The organism is Streptomyces sp. NPDC055099, from assembly GCF_053607685.1.
In genome coordinates, this window is the sequence record NZ_JBSGUA010000006.1 from 317,838 (window position 1) to 334,659 (window position 16,822).

Consider the following 16,822-nt stretch of genomic DNA (forward strand, 5'->3'; position numbering starts at 1 on the left):
GAGAGGGATGCTGACCATGCCGGAGGAACCACCGACGATCGTGCATGACGTGTCGGTCGCGGCAGCCGTCGGGCGACGCGCGCTGCCCAACCGGCTCTGTACCGCGTTCACGCAGTCGATGGGCGCGCAACGTGCGGCCCTCTCCTGGCTGCCCCGCCTCGAACACTGGCAACTCCTGCACGCCACCGACGAACCGGCCCTGCAGGCCGAGGCCGCACAGTTCACCCGCGCCGACGGCCCCTCGGTCAGCGCCGCGCTGGGAATGCAGCCCGTGTTCGTGCCGGACCTGCGCGACTACCCGTGCCGCACCGGCCCGCCCCTGGCCGAGGAACTGCCGGGCACCCGGCGGGTACTCGCGCTCCCGCTGCACGCCCGGCACACCCCGGTCGGCGTGCTGTGCCTCTACTACACCGAGTGCACCGACGTGACCTCCGACCACATCACGCACGCGCAGCGCGCCGCGGGCCTGGCACTGGAGGCACTGCTGCGCTGGCGGCCCGTGCACGACGCGGGCACCGGCTGCCGGCGCCCGGTGTGGACCACCAGCACACGCGCGGCACGCTGGGAGCGCATCCACCGGGCGGCGGACTACGTGGCGGCCCGTCAGGAGTGCGCCGTGGCCGAAGGGCTGGCGTGGCTGCAGAAGGTGAGCGCGCGCGACGGCCTCTCGTTGCTCGACGTGGCCGACACCGTCCTGCAGCCGTCCCGCGCCCACCACGACGACCTGCACGAGAAGAGGAGCGGCCATGACTGCGCCCGTGGAAGTGCTGCTTGACCGTGTCGGGGAACGCGCGGGTTACGCGGACCGGCAGCAGGCCGCCGGAGCGGTGCAGGGTGTCCTGGAGGTCCTGGGCGAGCACTTGGTGGGGGACGACCGCACCGACCTCGCCCGCCTGCTGCCCCGGCAGTGCGGATCGCTGCTCACCGACGGCTCACCGGCCGGCGAACCCCTGACGCCCGAGGCCTTCGTCGCGGCGGTGGGCGCACGGGTCGACGCCGACGCCCGGCAGGCGCGCCGAGCCGTCACCGCGGTGCTCGCCACCGTCGCGGAGGTCGCCGACGACGCCCTGCTGCGCCGCATCATCACGCAGCTCCCGCCGGGGCACGCCGGACTGTTCGGCCGTACGGACCCCGTGTGATCCGCGTACGGAAAACCGACCGGAAGCGGATCCACCGCGCGCGCGAGGGAAGACGCAGACAGAAGACCCCCTGAAATGGAGGCTCGTGATGGCACGGACAGTTCCGCAGGGCAAGACCACCAAGGAAACAGGGGGCCGGAGCGCTCCTGGTACGGCACCCCCGCTCTCCGGGTGGGCGCGGGCGACGGCCATGCTGCTTGCCTTCGCGGGAACGGTGGTCTTCGCCGTGCTGCTCGCCCGCCTCACGCTGGAACCCTCGGTCGCCTCCGAGTCCCTGACGCACAGCAATCTGCGTCCCGGCAACTCGATCCGCGACTACCTCGACCAGCCCGCGTTCCGTGACACCGTCAAACAGCTCGGCGGCAACATCGTGCTCGGCCTGCCGTTCGGCATGCTGCTGCCGGTGCTCGTGCCGCGCGCCCGGGGACTCATACGCGTCATAGCCGTCACGGCCCTGGTGATGTTCCTTGTCGAGCTCGCCCAGGGCTTCTTGGTCACCGGGCGAGCCTTCGACGTCGACGACGTGCTGCTCAACACCACGGGCGCCGTGCTCGGTTACCTGCTGATCGGCCGCAGGCTCGGCCGCGCCGTGCACCCCCGCCGCCGGCATTGGTGGCACCGCTTCACGAAGCGGTCCACCGACGCCCGCTGACCGCACGGCCGATGACCGCAGGGCCGATGACCGCACGGCCGCCGGTCACGCGGTCAGGCGGCCGATCTCCTGTGGGTCGAGGCCGGTGAGCCGGGCGATGCGGGGCGCGGGAATGCCCGCGGCCAGCGCCCGGTGCACCAGGGCCTCCCAGTCCTGGGTCGTCTCGCGGTACTCCAGGAGTTCGCCCTCCATGTCCGTGACGGACTGGGGCGCGCACTCCTGCTGGACCCGCAGCGCCTCCTCCTCGCTCAACGGCACGAGCAGGCGCTCGGCGTCCTCGGGGATCAATGCCTCCGATTCGGCGGGCAGGATGCGGACCAGCTCGGACGAGGCCGACGCGTCGTGAGCCTGGAGCCAGCCGTGTACGGCGGGGGTCTCCGAGCACTCGAGCGCGCCGACGGCGGCGAGCGCCGTGCCCAGCCTGGGGTGCCGCTCGGGGAGGAGGAAGAGGTATGCGTCGTCGGCCATCGTGGGGGAGTCGCCTTCTCTTTCGGACATCAGCGGTGCACTGGATCAAACGTCAGCGGTGCACTGATGCTAGCGCCCGCCGACGGCCCACAGCCTGCCTTCACCCGCCCTCTTGCCATGAGGGCGTCAGTGCGTGGTGAGCATGCCTTCGCGCAGGCGGGACAGGGTGCGGGAGAGCAGGCGCGAGACGTGCATCTGGGAGACGCCGAGGCGTTCGCCGATCTGCGACTGGGTGAGCTCGTCCACGAAGCGCATGCGCAGGATCTGCCGGTCGCGCTCGCTGAGCTGGGCGAGCAGCGGGGACAGGGCGTGGAAGTCCTCCACGAGCTCCATGGCGGGGTCCTCGGCGCCGATGAAGTCGGCGAGGGGCGCCTCGTTGTCGTCGCGGTCACTGCTGTGCAGCGTCGCGTCCAGGGAGGTGGAGTTGTATCCGTTGGCCGCCGTGCGGGCCTCGATGACCTCGTCCTCGGTGAGGTTCATCAGCTCGGCCAGTTCGCTGACCTTGGGGGCGCGGCCGAGGCGGGTGCTGAGCTCGTCGGTGGCCTTGGCGAGTTCGACGCGGGCCTCCTGGAGGCGGCGCGGGACGTGGACGGCCCAGGAGGTGTCGCGGAAGAACCGCTTGATCTCCCCGACGATGTACGGCACGGCGAACGTGGCGAACTGGACCTCGCGGGAGAGCTCGAAGCGGTCGATGGCCTTGATCAGGCCGATCGTGCCGACCTGGACGATGTCCTCCATGTCGTCGCCGCGGTGCCGGAACCTTCCCGCGGCGTACCGGACCAGCGACATGTTCATCTCGACGAGGGTGTTGCGGGCGTACTGGTACTCGTGCGTGCCCTCTTCGAGCGTGGCGAGCCGGGTGAAGAACAGCTTCGACAGGTCGCGCGCGTCCTTGGGCCCGATCTCCTGGGGAGAGACGATCTCCGGCAGTTCCGCGATGTCCGTGCCCGTGGATGTACCGGTGGCCGTTGTCATGAAGTCCCTCCCCTGTCCGCCGGCCCTCCGTCGTCCCCCGACCGGCCGGTGAAGCGCGCGTACCCGCACGTCGGCGCTTCATGCGCGTCACTTTGCAACAAGATCCGTTTTCTGCCGGAGCGTTACAGACCCCGTATTGCGGGCAAGTGTGCATCTCGGACAGCGGCCATCCCATATTCGGACCGAGGACAACCCGTACGAGGAGGGCTCATGAGGACGCACGGGACGCGACTGGACACAGGTCCGCCGTACCTGGACACCGGACCGGCGGACGGAGCGGTTTTCGACAAGCGGCCGGAATCCGTCGCCCACGCCCGGGACTTCGCACGCGCTTTCGTGGACGGGCTCCGCCCGGCCATGCGACCCCAGGACGTCGTGAGCATCGAGCTCGCGGTCTCCGAACTCGTCACCAACGCCATACGGCACGCGCGCGGGACGTCGTGTTCCCTGCGCCTGGAGGCGGAGCCGGACGGGGTGGCCGTGACGGTCGGCGACGCCGATCCGCGACCGCCGCAGGAGCGGGCGCCCGACCTGGCGGGCGGCACCGGGGGATTCGGCTGGCCCATGGTCCAGCACATGGCCAGGACGGTCACCGTCACGAGGGGGCCGAACGGCAAGACCATCCGGGCCGTGCTGCCCCGCTAGCCACGGCCCGCGCCGCCGCGTGGCGCACGCCGTGTGCGCAGGAGCACGGAATGAGAGCGCGCGGGCGGGGCAGGAGGGGTCAATGGACGACCTGTCTCAGCTACTCCAACAGACCATGCGCCGCCGTCGTCTGACGCCGCAGGCGCTCGCGGACAAGACCGGGATCCGCACCCCACGCATCCGGGCCTTCGCGGAGGACGGCGCAGAGGGGCCCGTCCGCCCGACCGACGAGGAACTGGCCGAACTGGCCGGCGCCCTCGCACTGCCCGCGATCAAAGACGCCGCGCGGCACAAGGCCGCGGCAACCTCCCCGTGACCGCGGAAGCCTCTCCCTGACGGCGAAAGCCTCCCCTTGAGCGCGAAGCCCCCGCCGACCTGCCGCGCACGGTCGCGGCGTGGACACCTCGCCCCCTTCTGAGGCATGTGCACCGGGCACATACAGGGTGGATCACCCCGTCGACGGGGTAGTCCCGCGGCTAACAGACGCGCGAGCCGCGCGGGAGCGGTTCGTGCCCCCGCAGCCGCCCCTGGGGGTGCACCATGCGGAATGCCGCCATCCCCGCCGGCCCCCACCAGCGTGCCGCCGCCGCGCCCCCGTCCGGGCCCGCCCTGCGCCGGGACGCCGCCGAGTTCATCCGGCTGCACCACGGCGAGGCCGGTCACGGTGATCCAGGGCCACGCATCGCCCAGGTGTTCGCCGAGATCGCGGAGACAGGGACGTACCGCCACACCCACGAGGAACTCGTGTTCGGCGCCCGGCTCGCCTGGCGCAACGCCGCACGCTGCATCGGACGCCTCTACTGGCGCTCCCTGCGCGTCCTGGACCGCAGGGAGCTGACCCGCGCCGAGGACATCGCCGCCGCGTCCGCGGATCACCTGCGAGAGGCCGTCGGCGGCGGGCGGCGGATCAGGCCCCTCATCACCGTCTTCGCGCCCGACGCGCCCGGCCGCCCCGGGCCACGCATCTGGAACGAGCAGCTCATCAGGTACGCCGGATACCCGCGCCCGGGCGGCGGCGTCGTCGGGGACCCGCGCAACGCCGGGATCACCGCGTTCGCGCGCGGCCTCGGCTGGCCGGGCGGTCCCGGTACCCCCTTCGACGTCCTGCCCCTGATCGTCCAGGGCGCCGACGGCGTACCCCGATGGTTCCGGCTGCCGCCCGACGCCGTGCTCGAAGTGCCCATCGAGCACCCCGAGTACGCCTGGTGGGCGGGTCTGGGGCTGCGGTGGCACGCCGTGCCCGCGCTGGCCTGCATGTGCCTGGAGATCGGGGGAGTCTGCTACCCCACGGCGCCCTTCAACGGCTGGTACATGGGCACCGAGATCGGCGCCCGCAACCTCGCCGACAGCGACCGCTACGACCTGCTGCCGCGCGTCGCCGAACGGCTGGGGCTCGACACGGCGAGCGACCGCTCGCTCTGGAAGGACCGCGCCCTCGTCGAGCTCAACCGTGCGGTGCTCCACTCCTTCGACCGGGCCGGTGTGACCATCGCCGACCACCACACCGAGTCACGGCGCTTCCTGACCCACGTCGGCCGCGAGGAGCGCAAGGGCCGCACCGTCGGCGCCGACTGGTCCTGGATCGTGCCGCCCCTGTCCGGCAGCGCGACCCCCGTCTTCCATCGCACGTACGACCTGGTCGAGCGGCACCCCGCCTACGTCCACCACCCGGCGGCGCTCGCGAGGACGCGCGGCGAAAGCCACGGCGCCTTGGTCTAGACCGCCTGCTAGCGTCTGCCGCACGAGCGCCCCCCGAACGCGGTGCTCGGTCCGCAGTCGAGAGGGGAACGCAGTGGTCGGCAGGCACGGCGACAGTCAACGGGCGTACATCGGGTCCTTTACCGCGGCGGGCGGGGCCGGTATCCTCACCGCGGCCGTCGACCCGGACAGCGGCGCGCTGACCGTTCTCGGCGCCACGGAGACCGTCGCCGACCCCTCCTACCTCGCGCTGTCGGCGGCGGGCAACACCCTCTACGCCGTCAGCGAGACCACCGACGGAGCCGTCGTCGCGTACCGCCTCGACGGCGACAAGCCCGAGCAGACCGGGCCGCCCGTCGCGGTCGGCGGGGACGCGCCCACCCATCTGGCCCTGCACGCCGGGCACGTCCTGACCGCCAACTACGGCTCGGGCAGTGTCACCGCCCTGCCCGTGCGCTCAGACGGCAGCCTCGCGCCCGCCCCCTCCGGCGTCTTGGCGCACACCGGCTCGGGACCCCACCCGCAGCGTCAGCAGCGTCCGCACGCCCACCAGGTCCTGCCCGACCCGAGCGGCCGGTGGGTGGTGAGCGTCGACCTCGGCACCGATTCCGTACGCGTCTGCGAGCTCTCGGCGGCGGGTGAGCCGACCCTGCGCCGCGAGGTCGCGCTGCGGCCCGGTTCGGGACCGCGCCATCTCGTGTTCCACCCGCGCGGCGAGCGCGCCTACGTCCTGAACGAGCTCGCCCCCACCCTCACCATCTGCGCCTGGGACGCCGCCGAGGGGACACTCAAGCCGCTCGGCGAGGCGGCCGTCCTGCCGGGCCCCACGGACGGCGACGGCGAGGCGTACCCCTCCGAGGTCGTCATCGCCCCCGACGGCCGCTTCCTGTGGACCGCGACCCGCGGCCAGGACGTCATCTCGGTGCTCGCCCTCGACGAGGCGGGGACGCGGCCACGGCTCACCGCCACCGTGCCGTGCGGCGGTCACTGGCCGCGCGACCTGGCCATCGATCCGTCGGGGCGGTTCCTGTACGCGGCCAACGAGCGCTCCGGCGACGTGACCTGGTTCGCCGTGGACCCGGAGACGGGCATTCCGCGGCGCGCGGGTTCGATCGAGGCGCCGGCCGCCTCCTGCGTGGTCTTCAACTGAGCCACCGCGCCCGCGTACGCCGATGGGCCCGCCCCCTGCATCAGGGGGCGGGCCCATCGGCGTGACGGCATCAGGTCGGCCGGCGCGGTGCGGTCAGTGAACCGGCGCGCCCGACGGCTGCTGCGGGGCGATGCCGAGCGCCGACGTGTACTTGGAGAGGGCGAGCTTGCCGATGGCCGGGTAGGCGCCGAGCGACTCGGCGACCGAGCAGCCTGCCTCCTTGGCGGCGGCGTCGAGCAGGCTGCCGTCGATCTCGGGACCGATCAGGTACGGGGCGAGCGCCAGCTGCGTGGAGCCGGAGCCGCGCAGCTCCTCGGCGGTGTTCGCGATGGCGCCCTCCTGGTCGAGCGCGGCGGCCATCACCGGCACCGCGAGGCGGGCCGCGAGCAGCATGCCGGTGATCCCGGCGGCCTGCACGGCCTCCTCGCCGCCGACCGTGGCGAGGACGATGCCGTCCGCCGCGGTGGCCACCGTGAACAGGCGGGCGCGGTCGGCGCGGGCCAGACCGGCCTCCGAAAGGCGCACGTGCAGGCCCTCGGCGAGCAGCGGGTGCGGGCCGAGGACGTCGGTCAGCTCGGCGGGGGCACGGCTGTCCATCACGGCCTGGCGCACGCGCCGCATCAGCGCGTTGTCGGGACCCGCGAGGAGGGGGACCACGACGGCGACGGGGCCGTCGGGCTCGGCGACGTCCGCCCCCGCGGCGCGCGCCTGCTCGAAGCGCGCGGTGCGCTCGGCGGCGGCGTGCGCGAGCACGGAGTGCAGCGAGGGGAACTCCGGGAACGAGGTGACCGTGGCGTCCTCGGTCCCGTCGAGGTACCCGATGCGGGCGTCGAGGCCGGGCAGCTCGGAGCGGGCGATGCTCACGACTTCCTCGGCGAGGCTGCGCGTGGCGCTGCTGGGTACGCCCGGTACGGCGAGAACGAGCGCGGGCGCGTTCTCGGGAGCCGCCACGGGCTCCGGGCGGCGGTGCCGCCCGGGCTGGCGGGGTCGCGGCATTCGTACGGGCAGGCCTGATGCGGGCCCAGTGGAGGAGCTCATGGCGCCGCATGCTACTGGTTTCGAGAGCTTCGCTGTTCGGGGAGGGTACAGGTGGGCGGTATAAGTCCGCTTTTGTCTTATGAGTTACGTAAAGCTCGACTGTCATATTCCGGAGTGGTCAATTCCGGAGTGCTCAACTGCCCTCTCGCGGGTGTGTCAGATGCCCTCTGGTGGGTGCGTCAACTGTCCTCCGGCTGGTGCACGGTCAGCATGCGTGGGTCGAGCGGCAGACGCAGCCGGTCCGCGGCGAGATCGGCGGCGATGCGCACCGCGCCGTCCAGCGGGTCGCCGGCCGCCGCGACGACGCGCACATGCGGCAGCAAATCCCGCAACTCCGCGTGCACCGGGTCGAGCAGTGCCCTGCCCATCTTGAACAGGCCCCCGGTCAGGGCGACTTCGGGCACCTCGCCCCGGCTCACCGTGTCGGACGCCGGGCAGACCGCGGCCGCCGCCTCGGCGATGTGCCGGGCGGCATCCCGCAGGATCGCGTCGGCCACCGGGTCGTCGGGGGCGCAGCGCGCCACCTCGGGCGCGAACGAGGCGAGCATCGCGGGCCGGTCCGTACGGGGATAGAGCTGACCGGGCAGGCCCGGCGCCGGGCCGAACAGTTCCTCGGCGCGGGCGAGCAGCGCCTTCGATCCGCTGCGCCTGCCGTCGAACGCCCGCATCGCCGCTTCGAGGCCCGCCCGGCCGATCCAGGCGCCGCCGCCGCAGTCGCCGAGCAGATGGCCCCAGCCGTCGGCGCGGTGCCAGGCGGCCAGATCCGTGCCGATCGCGATCATGCCGGTGCCCGCCGCGACGACCGCGCCGGGACGGTCGCCGAGCGCCCCCACGTACGCGGTGACACCGTCCGCGGCGAGCGCCAGGCGCCGTACGCCCAGGGCTTGGTGGAGCGTCCCCGGCAGCTGTGCGCGCAGGTCGTCACCGAGGCTCGCCATGCCCGCCGCGCCGACGGCGACGGCGGTGACGCGCCCTCCGCCCTCCCGCGCCAGCAACTCCGCGGCCATGGGCACCAGTTGTTCGGTGAGGTGCTCGGCGTCGATTCCGTCCGCGCCCGTGCGCACCGGCTCCTTCGAGTGCACCGGGGCCGGGAGACCCGCATCGTGGACGCCGCCAAGGGCGGCCCGCATCCCGGAGCCGCCCGAGTCCACCCCGAGGACCCACGAGGTGTCCGTCACGGAAGGCGCCAGTCCACCGGCTGCCCGCCCTGCTGGACGAGGAGGTCGTTGGCGCGGCTGAAGGGGCGCGAGCCGAAGAAGCCGCGGTCCGCCGACATCGGCGAGGGATGCGACGACTCGACCGACGGCAGCGGGCCGAGCAGCGGCCGCAGATTGCGCGCGTCGCGCCCCCACAGGATGGAGACAAGGGGACGGCCGCGTGCGGCGAGCGCCTTGATGGCCTGCTCGGTGACCTCCTCCCAGCCCTTGCCCCGGTGCGCGGCGGGGCGTCCCGGGGCCGTGGTGAGCGCCTTGTTGAGCAGCAGGACGCCCTGCTGCGTCCAGGGCGTCAGGTCGCCGTTCGACGGCTGCGGGAGGTTCAGGTCGGAGCCGAGCTCGCGGTAGATGTTGATGAGGCTGCCGGGCAGCGGGCGCACCTCGGGCGCGACCGAGAACGACAGGCCCACCGCGTGCCCCGGGGTCGGATAGGGGTCCTGGCCGACGATCAGCACCCGCACCTCGTCGAAGGGCTGTTGGAACGCGCGCAGCACGTTCGGCCCGGACGGGAGGTAGGTGCGTCCCGCGGCGATCTCCGCGCGCAGGAAGTCTCCCATCTCGGTGATCTTCCCGGCGACGGGTTCGAGGGCCTTCGCCCAGCCCGCCTCGACGATTTCATGCAAGGGTCGTGGTGCCACGGCGTCACCCTACTGCCGTGACGGGGGCGTCGATCAACCGATGGCCGCCGCCCTCACGCACAGTACGTCGGGCAGGTGGGACGCCAACTCCCGCCAGCTGTCCCCGTCGTCCGCCGACGCGTACACCTCGCCGTTGCGGTTGCCGAAGTAGATGCCCGCGGGATCCTGGCCGTCGCTGCACATCGCGTCGCGCAGCACCGTGCCGTAGTGGTCGCCCGCCGGGAGGCCCTGGCTGAGCGGCTCCCAGCTCTTGCCCGCGTCGGACGTGCGGTAGACGCGGCAGCGGTGGTCGGCGGGGACGCGGTCCATGTCGGCGTTGATGGGGAAGACGTACGCGGTGTCCGCACGGTGCGGGTGGGCGACGGCGGCGAAACCGAAGTCGGACGGCAGGCCCTCGCCGATGTCCGTCCAGTGCGCGCCCGCGTCGTCGCTGCGGAAGACGCCCCAGTGGTTCTGCAGATACAGGCGGTCCGGGTCCACCGCGTCCCGCGCGACCTTGTGCACGCACTGGCCGAACTCCGGGTTCGGGTCCGGCAGGAAGACCGCGGAGACGCCGTTGTTCGACGGGGACCAGCTTCTGCCGCCGTCCTGGGTGCGGAAGACCCCGGCGGTGGAGACGGCGACCGTCACCGCGTCCGGGTCACGGGGGTCGGTCAGGATGGTGTGCAGGCCCTCACCGCCGCCGCCCGGCACCCACTGGTCGCGTGTGGGGTGCTCCCAGAGGGGGCGCACGAGCTCGAAGGTCTCGCCCCGGTCCCGTGATTTGTACAGGGCGGCCGGCTCCGTGCCCGCGTACACGACGTCCGGTTCGGCGGCGGCCGGGTGCAGTTGCCAGACCCGCTCCAGCGAGGCCTCGGTGTCCTTGGGGAACTTGACGGCTGCCTTGGACGGCTCCGTCCAGGTCCTGCCGAGGTCGTCGGAGTGGAAGACGGACGGGCCGAAATGGGAACTGTCGCCGCCCACCAGGAGGCGCGGGGCACCGCCGCGGGTGTCGATGGCCACCGAGTAGATGGCCTGGGCGTTGAAGTACGGGCTGTCGTCGAACCGCCAGGTGTCCGTGCCGGCGCGCTTGCGGCCGATGAAAAGGCCTTTGCGGGTGCCTACGGTCAGGATGATCTCGGCCATGGTGAGCCACCTCCGGGACGTCGTTGTCTCAGGTACGGCTCAGTCTGCACCCCGGCACTGACAGTCACCCCTGAGCGAGGCGTCTTCGCAGGTCGGGGCGGGTGTGGCGGAGGGGGCGAGCGCCTTTGGCCCTCACTTGGGCCGGTCGGTCCCGGACAGTTCCGCGGCCACCCGGGCGATCGTTTCCGGCCCCACCCGGCAGCATCCTCCGATCAGGCGCGCCCCCGCGTCCCGCAGCCTCGCGACCCGGCCCGCGGTGAAGCGCGCAGGGCCCCGCCACGCCCTGGCGGCCGCGTCCCACGTCTCGCCGCTGTTCGGGTACGCCACCACCGGCTTCCCGGTGATCCTCGCGGCGAGGCGCACCGCCGCGTCCGCGTCCCGCGGGTCGCAGCAGTTGACGCCGACCGCGAGGATCTCCTCGGCGTCGGCGGCCAGAGCGAAGGCCTCCGTCAAGGGCTGGCCCGCCCGCGTGCGGCCCCCGGCGACGGTGTACGACAGCCAGGCGGGCACCCCCAGGCCCCGTACCGCCCGCAGCAGGGCCCGCGCCTCGTCGGTGTCCGGCACCGTCTCCAGGGCGATGACATCCGGCTCCGCGTCGGCGAGTACCTCCAGGCGCGGGCGGTGGAAGCGTTCGAGCTCGGCCACCGTCAGGCCGTACCCGCCCCGGTACTCGGAGCCGTCCGCGAGCATCGCGCCGTACGGTCCCGCGGACGCGGCCACCCACACCTCGCGGCCCGTCTCCGCCCCCGCGTCCCGCGCCAACTGCACGCTCAGGCGCATCAGTTCGGCGGTGCTCACCGCGTCGACGCCGTGCTTCGCGAAGCCCTCGAACGTCGCCTGGTAGCTCGCCGTGGTGGCGATGTCCGCGCCCGCCGCGTAGTACGCCCGGTGCGCCGCCGTGATGGCCTGAGGCCAGTCGGCGAGCAGCCTCGCCGACCACAGGGCATCGCTCAGGTCGTGCCCGGCCGCCTCCAGTTGGTTGGAGAGGCCGCCGTCGAGCACGAGAGGGCGTCGGGTCAGGGCATCCGCGAGTTTCACACCGCCGACGCTAGCCGAGACTCGGTGATCGCCTGATGAGAAGGGGCTTCACCGGCCAGATCGCTTCTGCGAAGGTGATCCCTCCGAGCCGCGAACCCGTACGGAGGAGCCCCCGTGAAGCGTGCCGCCACCCTGTCCGCCCTGGTCTGCCTGCTCGCCGTCACGGCCGCCGCACCCGCGTCGCCCGACGCGGGACGCGGCAAGGACCGCCACCACGGAAGCCTCCTGGACTCCGTGCCGAAGTCGGGTGTCCTGAAGGTCTGCACGACCGGCGACTACCGCCCGTTCACGCACCTCAACCCCGCCGACAAGACGTACAGCGGCGTGGACATCAAGATGGCGGAGGACTTGGCGGAAGGGCTGGACGCCAAGCCCAAGTACGTGCACACCACCTGGGCGAACCTCACCAAGGACGTCGCGGCCGGGCGCTGTGACATCGCGGTCGGCGGTGTCTCCATCACCCTGCCGCGCGCCCGCCAGGTCTACTTCAGCGAGCCGACCCGCGAGGACGGCAAGACGCCGATCGTGCGCTGCGCCGACAAGGAGAAGTTCGGCGAGGGCACGCTCAAGGACATCGACAAACCGGGCACCACCGTCATCGTCAACCCCGGCGGCACGAACGAACAGTTCGCGCGCGAGAACATCAAGCAGGCCACCATCAAGCAGCACCCGGAGAACACCACGATCTTCCAGGAGATCATCGAGGGCCGCGCGGACGTGATGATGACCGACGCTAGCGAGACCCGCTACCAGTCCAAGATCCACCCAGAACTCTGCTCCCTGCACCCCGACAAGCCCTTCACCTTCTCCGAGAAGGCCTACGCGCTGCCGCGCGGGGACGACGAGTTCAAGGCGTACGTCGACCAGTTCACGCACCTGGCCACGCACGACGGGACGTACGCGGGATACGAGGCGGAGTGGATGGGTCCTGCCTCGGGGTCCTAGTCATTCCGGTCGCTACCGGCCGTTCCCGGTCCGGGGTTATCCCTGAGCCCGTCCCCGATGTCGCGACAGCGGCGCCGCCCTACCTTCCTGGGCATGACTTCCTACCGTGAGCGGTGCATCCACAGCCGGCAGGGTGGCCGACTCGCCTCGACCACCACCGCCGACATCGACGAGCTCGTGGCCGGGCTCAAGGACCGGCGGCGTGTGGTGCTCCACTTCCACGGCGGACTCATCGACGACACGCTCGGATTCGCCACCGCCGCGCGGCTCGCGCCCGTGTACGAGGCAGCGGGTGCGGAGCCCGTCTTCTTCGTGTGGAGCAGCGGGCTCCTGGAGACGCTGCGGGGCAACCTGCCGCAGATCCTGAACGAGAGCGTCTTCCGCACGCTGCTCAACAGGGTCACCCGCTATGCCACCGGCACCGTGTTCCGGGAGCCGGGACAGCGGGCCTTCGGGGCGGTGACCGCCCCCGCCCCGAGGGCCGTGGCAGCCGAACTCGCCCAGGTCCGGGCCGGGCAGGAGCCGTACGCGCGGCTGACCGCCCCGCCCGAGGTGCCGCCCCTGAACGAGGACGAGCAGAGGCAGATCGCCGCCGAACTGTCGGCGGACACCGAACTGGCCGAGCGCACCCGGGAGATCGTGAACTCGGTGACGCCGCAGGCCGGGCCCACCAGGCCCACTCCCACAGAGCCGGTCGCCGCGGCGCGAGACATCTTCGGGGGGCGTGCCGCGGCGGCCACACTGATGTCACCGGACGTCGTGGCCGACCTCGCGGACCGGGCGGCCACCGGGGAACGCGCCCTGGTGAGCACCGCGTTGATGGTGCGCAAGACGGTCCGCGTCGTGGCCGCCGTCGTCGGCCGCTTCCGGCAGCGCAACGACCACGGGCTCTATACGACGGTCGTCGAGGAGATCCTCCGCGAGTTCTACCTCGCCAACGTGGGCGCCGCGATCTGGGACGCGATGAAGCGGCAGACCGCCGACACCTTCGCCGCCGCGGACGACGAGGTCCGCGCCGGGCGCTACTTCCTGGACCGGTTCGCCGAGTTGCTCGCCACCGGCACCCGCCCCCAGGTGACCGTGGTCGGCCACAGCGCGGGCGCCGTGTTCATCGGCAACCTCCTCGACGACCTCGTGCGCAGGCGCGCCGCGGTCGACGACCCGCTCCCCGCCGACTTCAGGCTGCGGGACGTGGTGCTCCTCGCGCCGGCCTGCACGGTGGGCCAGCTCGCACCCGTGGTGCGCCGCCAGGCCGAACTCTTCGACCGGCTGCGGATGTTCACCATGACCGACAGGGCGGAACGGGCCGACCACCTCGTGCCGTTCCTGTACCCGAGGTCGCTGCTGTACTTCATCTCCGGTGTCCTGGAGCGGGGGCCGTCCCGGCAGTCCGCCGTCATGCCCGTCGCGGGCATGCAGCACTGGTACCTCGACACGGCCGCCCTCGGCCCCGACTCCGACGACCTGCGCGGCTTCCTGCGGGCGGACCCCGCGCGCACGGTGTGGTCACCGGGCGACGACGGACCCGGCCTGCGCGCGGGGGCGCTCAGCCACGCCGCGTTCGACGACGACCCGCAGGTCCTCGCGAGCGTGGCGGCGATGCTCGCGGACTGACGGCGCGAGGACCGAACGTAGGGGGAGAGTCCGATGAACGACCTGCACTACGCCGTGGTCGTCGGCATCAACCGTTATCCGGCCATCAGCGACCTGCAGGCCGCACGGGGTGACGCGGTCCGGTTCCGTGACTGGCTCGTCGACCCCGGGGGAGGCGATGTGCCCGAGGACAACGTCACGCTGGTGACCGCGACCGAGGAGCAGGAACGCACCGCGGACTTCATGACCGCCGTACCGACCAGAGAGAACGTCGACCTGGCGCTCTACCGTGCCAACAGGGCGGTCCAGCAGGCGATAGAGGGCCGGCCCGAGGAGGAGTGGGAGGCCGCCAGGCAGCGCACCAGGCTCTACTTCTTCCTCGCGGGACACGGCTTCCTGACACCTCCCAACAGCACCGCGCTGCTGATGGCCAACGCCGCGTTCGACCTCCTCGGCAATCACCTCGCCGTGGGCCAGTACCTGGACTGGTACGAGTCGTCGTCGCCGTTCCGCGAGATCGTCTGCTTCGCGGACTGCTGCCGCACGAGCAGCGGCAACGGCTCCATGTTCCCCTTCGGGCCGCCGTTCACCACCACGGCGGCCGCGCTGGAGAAGGTCGACTGCTTCGTGGGGTACGCCACCTCGCAAGGAGACCCGGCCTACGAGGAACAGAACGCCGACCCCGACCTCGCACGCGGCCATTTCACGAACGCGCTCCTCGACGGCCTGGCCGGCCGCAGCGCCAACCGCAAGGGGGTCATCACCTCCGACAGCCTCGCGGACTATGTCGTACGGCATGTGGAGGACCGCACGAAGCATTTGCTGGTCCCGCAGCAGCCCAGGTTCGTCAAGGGCAGCGCTCCGATGGTCTTCGCCCGTGACGTGGAGAACGGGATGCCCTCCGTCACGCTGCGCTTCCCGGACGGGTTCCGGGGCTGGGTGCAGTTGCGCGGCGGCGACCCCGACGAGCCGCCGCTGAGGCTGCTGGTCGACGCCACGGAACGCGTCGAGAAGCTCGCGCCGGGGCTGTACCGCGCGACGCCGGAGAGCTGGGCGGCGGACGACTTCCAGAACGGTGGATTCTTCGAGGTAATGACGGGCGGTGGCAATGGTGTCCAGCTCTGAAGAGCGGCGGCGCGCACGGGAGACGAGGGCGAAGCAGGTGCCGTTCGTCGTCATACCGGACACCCCGTCGGTCCTCGTCACGGTCACGGACTCCGCGTTCCGCGAGGTGGCGCACGCGATGGGCACCATCGACACGACGCTGCCGCCCGGCATCTACCGCATCGAGCAGCGCTTCGGCGGAGAGGTGGAGAGCCACTTCGTCGAGGTCGGCACCGAGCCGTTCACCGAGCGCCTCGCGCTGCCGCGCATGCCCACGGCCACCCCGGTCGAGGGCACGCCCACCACCCGCGAGGACCACCGCGCGGCCGCGATGCGCTGGAGCACCGAGGCGACGCACGGCGGGGGGCCGCCGACGCTGATGGTCCTCGTCCGCAACCTGCGCCGGGGCTGGCAGCTCGACCCGTTCGCCCTGGAGATCGCCGACGAGCGCGGTGCGCCCGTGGACGGCGGAGCCGGCGGCTGGGAGCCGTCCGGCGGCCAGGAGTGGGCCGCCTGGAGCGGGCAACTGCCGCCCGGCGGCTACCGGTTGAGGGCGCGCAGGAAGCCCGCCGACGGGCTGTCCCTCGCGCAGGCGCTGCACGTGCTCGACGGGTGGACGACCCTGGTGTTCGTGAGCAACGGCCCCCAGGGACCGCAACCGCAGTTCGCCTCGATCCAACTGGTGCCCCGCGGAGTGGGCTGGCAGCCGGGCGACCGCACCCTGGACCTCGCCATGGAGGCCGCTCTTTCGGGGCTGCGGCAGGGGATCGACCTCGTGTCGACGCGGCAGCTGCACGGCCTGCTCGACGCGCGCGACGTCAATCCCTTCCTCGGCATCATCGGGGCCCATGCCCTGCTGCTGCACCCGAGCCCCGACCTGGGGCGGATCGGCAGCATCCTGGACCGGCTCGTCGAGTACGCCCCCGACCAGCCGGACATCGCCGCGCTGTGCACCCTGCTCGACGAGCCGGTGCCGCCGGTCGCCTCACCGCCGATGCTCGCGGCCTCCTGCCGGCTGCTGGTCCGGGCGGACTCGGCGGACCCGGGGATACTCCGGGACGGCTCGCCGGCCGAGAGCGCGGCCGGACACCTGGTCGGGCGCGGGGTCTGGACGACCTGGCTGGAGCAGGAGCCCCGGCCGGGCCTCGCGGCCCGCGGCGGCATCGTCCCGCCGGTGCCGGCGGACGCCCGCTTCGTGAGGCGCTCCCGGGCCGTCGATCCGGTCGACCGGGTCCAGCGCTACGTGCGCGAGATCGCGAGCGTGGAGGACAGGAGCGTCGACGACGTACTGAGCAGCATGGAGCCGAAGGACCTGTCACGCAGGACCGGCCTGCCGCACAGCGCGGTCGACCAGGCCATCGAGCAGCTCAGGCGCCCGCGGGAGGAGTGACCCGCACGGG

18 protein-coding genes are annotated in these 16,822 nt (G+C 72.5%); 11 read left to right on the plus strand and 7 right to left on the minus strand.

Features of this window, described 5'->3' with window-relative positions; all coding sequences use genetic code 11:
- Positions 1 to 16 precede the first annotated feature (16 nt).
- From ACWFRU_RS18420 to ACWFRU_RS18430, 3 genes are all read left to right on the plus strand, one after another.
- A complete protein-coding gene (locus ACWFRU_RS18420) occupies positions 17 to 775 on the plus strand; it encodes a GAF domain-containing protein (RefSeq protein WP_453688146.1) in 759 nt (252 codons plus the stop codon).
- Positions 747 to 1,139, plus strand: a complete 393-nt coding sequence (locus tag ACWFRU_RS18425; protein ID WP_453688148.1) for a DUF2267 domain-containing protein — start codon at positions 747 to 749, stop codon at positions 1,137 to 1,139. Before ACWFRU_RS18420 ends, ACWFRU_RS18425 begins: the two co-directional genes overlap by 29 nt.
- Positions 1,140 to 1,227: 88 nt before the next feature.
- Positions 1,228 to 1,791, plus strand: a complete 564-nt coding sequence (locus ACWFRU_RS18430; RefSeq protein WP_453688149.1) for a VanZ family protein — start codon at positions 1,228 to 1,230, stop codon at positions 1,789 to 1,791.
- A 45-nt stretch (positions 1,792 to 1,836) separates the two neighbouring features.
- Here ACWFRU_RS18430 and ACWFRU_RS18435 read toward each other — a convergent pair whose 3' ends face one another.
- Both ACWFRU_RS18435 and ACWFRU_RS18440 read right to left on the minus strand, forming a co-directional pair.
- Positions 1,837 to 2,259 carry a DUF6003 family protein gene (locus tag ACWFRU_RS18435; protein WP_453688151.1) on the minus strand — a complete coding sequence of 141 codons (423 nt, stop codon included), beginning with the start codon at positions 2,257 to 2,259 and terminating at the stop codon, positions 1,837 to 1,839.
- A gap of 126 nt (positions 2,260 to 2,385) precedes the next feature.
- Positions 2,386 to 3,234, minus strand: a complete 849-nt coding sequence (locus tag ACWFRU_RS18440) for an RNA polymerase sigma factor SigF (protein ID WP_453688153.1) — start codon at positions 3,232 to 3,234, stop codon at positions 2,386 to 2,388.
- A 210-nt stretch (positions 3,235 to 3,444) separates the two neighbouring features.
- Between ACWFRU_RS18440 and ACWFRU_RS18445 the strand changes: the two genes are divergently transcribed.
- The 4 genes from ACWFRU_RS18445 to ACWFRU_RS18460 all read left to right on the plus strand — a co-directional run bounded on the left by ACWFRU_RS18445 (position 3,445) and on the right by ACWFRU_RS18460 (position 6,727).
- Positions 3,445 to 3,879, plus strand: a complete 435-nt coding sequence (locus ACWFRU_RS18445; RefSeq protein WP_453688155.1) for an ATP-binding protein — start codon at positions 3,445 to 3,447, stop codon at positions 3,877 to 3,879.
- Between the two features lie 82 nt (positions 3,880 to 3,961).
- A complete protein-coding gene (locus ACWFRU_RS18450) occupies positions 3,962 to 4,195 on the plus strand; it encodes an XRE family transcriptional regulator (RefSeq protein ID WP_453688157.1) in 234 nt (77 codons plus the stop codon).
- Positions 4,196 to 4,419: 224 nt separating this feature from the next.
- Positions 4,420 to 5,598 (plus strand): nitric oxide synthase oxygenase, encoded by a 1,179-nt coding sequence (locus ACWFRU_RS18455; RefSeq protein WP_453688159.1) that lies wholly within the window; start codon positions 4,420 to 4,422, stop codon positions 5,596 to 5,598.
- 73 nt (positions 5,599 to 5,671) lie between these two features.
- Positions 5,672 to 6,727: a lactonase family protein gene (locus ACWFRU_RS18460; protein ID WP_453688161.1), complete on the plus strand. Its 1,056-nt coding sequence runs from the start codon at positions 5,672 to 5,674 to the stop codon at positions 6,725 to 6,727.
- Between the two features lie 93 nt (positions 6,728 to 6,820).
- Here ACWFRU_RS18460 and ACWFRU_RS18465 read toward each other — a convergent pair whose 3' ends face one another.
- The 5 genes from ACWFRU_RS18465 to mmuM form a co-directional block, all read right to left on the minus strand.
- Positions 6,821 to 7,765, minus strand: a complete 945-nt coding sequence (locus ACWFRU_RS18465; protein ID WP_453688163.1) for a sirohydrochlorin chelatase — start codon at positions 7,763 to 7,765, stop codon at positions 6,821 to 6,823.
- Positions 7,766 to 7,944: 179 nt separating this feature from the next.
- Positions 7,945 to 8,943 (minus strand): N-acetylglucosamine kinase, encoded by a 999-nt coding sequence (locus ACWFRU_RS18470; protein WP_453688165.1) that lies wholly within the window; start codon positions 8,941 to 8,943, stop codon positions 7,945 to 7,947.
- Entirely contained in the window at positions 8,940 to 9,617 is a 678-nt protein-coding gene (locus ACWFRU_RS18475; protein ID WP_363206507.1) for a uracil-DNA glycosylase, read from the minus strand. Before ACWFRU_RS18475 ends, ACWFRU_RS18470 begins: the two co-directional genes overlap by 4 nt.
- A gap of 33 nt (positions 9,618 to 9,650) precedes the next feature.
- Positions 9,651 to 10,742, minus strand: coding sequence for a WD40/YVTN/BNR-like repeat-containing protein (locus ACWFRU_RS18480; RefSeq protein WP_453688167.1), 1,092 nt, complete (start codon positions 10,740 to 10,742; stop codon positions 9,651 to 9,653).
- Positions 10,743 to 10,874: 132 nt separating this feature from the next.
- Positions 10,875 to 11,780 carry a homocysteine S-methyltransferase gene (gene mmuM / locus ACWFRU_RS18485; RefSeq protein WP_453688169.1) on the minus strand — a complete coding sequence of 302 codons (906 nt, stop codon included), beginning with the start codon at positions 11,778 to 11,780 and terminating at the stop codon, positions 10,875 to 10,877.
- Positions 11,781 to 11,894: 114 nt separating this feature from the next.
- On the opposite strand from mmuM, the gene ACWFRU_RS18490 reads away from it, so the two are divergent.
- The 4 genes from ACWFRU_RS18490 to ACWFRU_RS18505 all read left to right on the plus strand — a co-directional run bounded on the left by ACWFRU_RS18490 (position 11,895) and on the right by ACWFRU_RS18505 (position 16,812).
- Positions 11,895 to 12,725, plus strand: a complete 831-nt coding sequence (locus ACWFRU_RS18490) for a transporter substrate-binding domain-containing protein (protein ID WP_453688171.1) — start codon at positions 11,895 to 11,897, stop codon at positions 12,723 to 12,725.
- A 93-nt stretch (positions 12,726 to 12,818) separates the two neighbouring features.
- Positions 12,819 to 14,339 carry a hypothetical protein gene (locus ACWFRU_RS18495; RefSeq protein WP_453688173.1) on the plus strand — a complete coding sequence of 507 codons (1,521 nt, stop codon included), beginning with the start codon at positions 12,819 to 12,821 and terminating at the stop codon, positions 14,337 to 14,339.
- Between the two features lie 33 nt (positions 14,340 to 14,372).
- Positions 14,373 to 15,443 carry a caspase family protein gene (locus ACWFRU_RS18500; RefSeq protein ID WP_453688175.1) on the plus strand — a complete coding sequence of 357 codons (1,071 nt, stop codon included), beginning with the start codon at positions 14,373 to 14,375 and terminating at the stop codon, positions 15,441 to 15,443.
- Positions 15,427 to 16,812 (plus strand): hypothetical protein, encoded by a 1,386-nt coding sequence (locus tag ACWFRU_RS18505; protein WP_453688177.1) that lies wholly within the window; start codon positions 15,427 to 15,429, stop codon positions 16,810 to 16,812. The genes ACWFRU_RS18500 and ACWFRU_RS18505 overlap by 17 nt, the downstream gene beginning before the upstream one ends.
- Positions 16,813 to 16,822 lie beyond the last annotated feature (10 nt).

Excerpts from the sequence above, each read along its gene's own strand:
- ACWFRU_RS18500 (WP_453688175.1), top strand. The coding sequence starts at position 14,373 with ATGAACGACCTGCACTACGCCGTGGTCGTCGGCATCAACCGTTATCCG.
- ACWFRU_RS18445 (WP_453688155.1), top strand. The coding sequence starts at position 3,445 with ATGAGGACGCACGGGACGCGACTGGACACAGGTCCGCCGTACCTGGAC.
- ACWFRU_RS18480 (WP_453688167.1), bottom strand. The coding sequence starts at position 10,742 with ATGGCCGAGATCATCCTGACCGTAGGCACCCGCAAAGGCCTTTTCATC.
- ACWFRU_RS18435 (WP_453688151.1), bottom strand. The coding sequence starts at position 2,259 with ATGGCCGACGACGCATACCTCTTCCTCCTCCCCGAGCGGCACCCCAGG.
- ACWFRU_RS18455 (WP_453688159.1), top strand. The coding sequence starts at position 4,420 with ATGCGGAATGCCGCCATCCCCGCCGGCCCCCACCAGCGTGCCGCCGCC.
- ACWFRU_RS18465 (WP_453688163.1), bottom strand. The coding sequence starts at position 7,765 with ATGAGCTCCTCCACTGGGCCCGCATCAGGCCTGCCCGTACGAATGCCG.
- ACWFRU_RS18440 (WP_453688153.1), bottom strand. The coding sequence starts at position 3,234 with ATGACAACGGCCACCGGTACATCCACGGGCACGGACATCGCGGAACTG.
- ACWFRU_RS18420 (WP_453688146.1), top strand. The coding sequence starts at position 17 with ATGCCGGAGGAACCACCGACGATCGTGCATGACGTGTCGGTCGCGGCA.
- ACWFRU_RS18495 (WP_453688173.1), top strand. The coding sequence starts at position 12,819 with ATGACTTCCTACCGTGAGCGGTGCATCCACAGCCGGCAGGGTGGCCGA.
- ACWFRU_RS18430 (WP_453688149.1), top strand. The coding sequence starts at position 1,228 with ATGGCACGGACAGTTCCGCAGGGCAAGACCACCAAGGAAACAGGGGGC.
- ACWFRU_RS18505 (WP_453688177.1), top strand. The coding sequence starts at position 15,427 with ATGGTGTCCAGCTCTGAAGAGCGGCGGCGCGCACGGGAGACGAGGGCG.
- ACWFRU_RS18450 (WP_453688157.1), top strand. The coding sequence starts at position 3,962 with ATGGACGACCTGTCTCAGCTACTCCAACAGACCATGCGCCGCCGTCGT.
- ACWFRU_RS18425 (WP_453688148.1), top strand. The coding sequence starts at position 747 with ATGACTGCGCCCGTGGAAGTGCTGCTTGACCGTGTCGGGGAACGCGCG.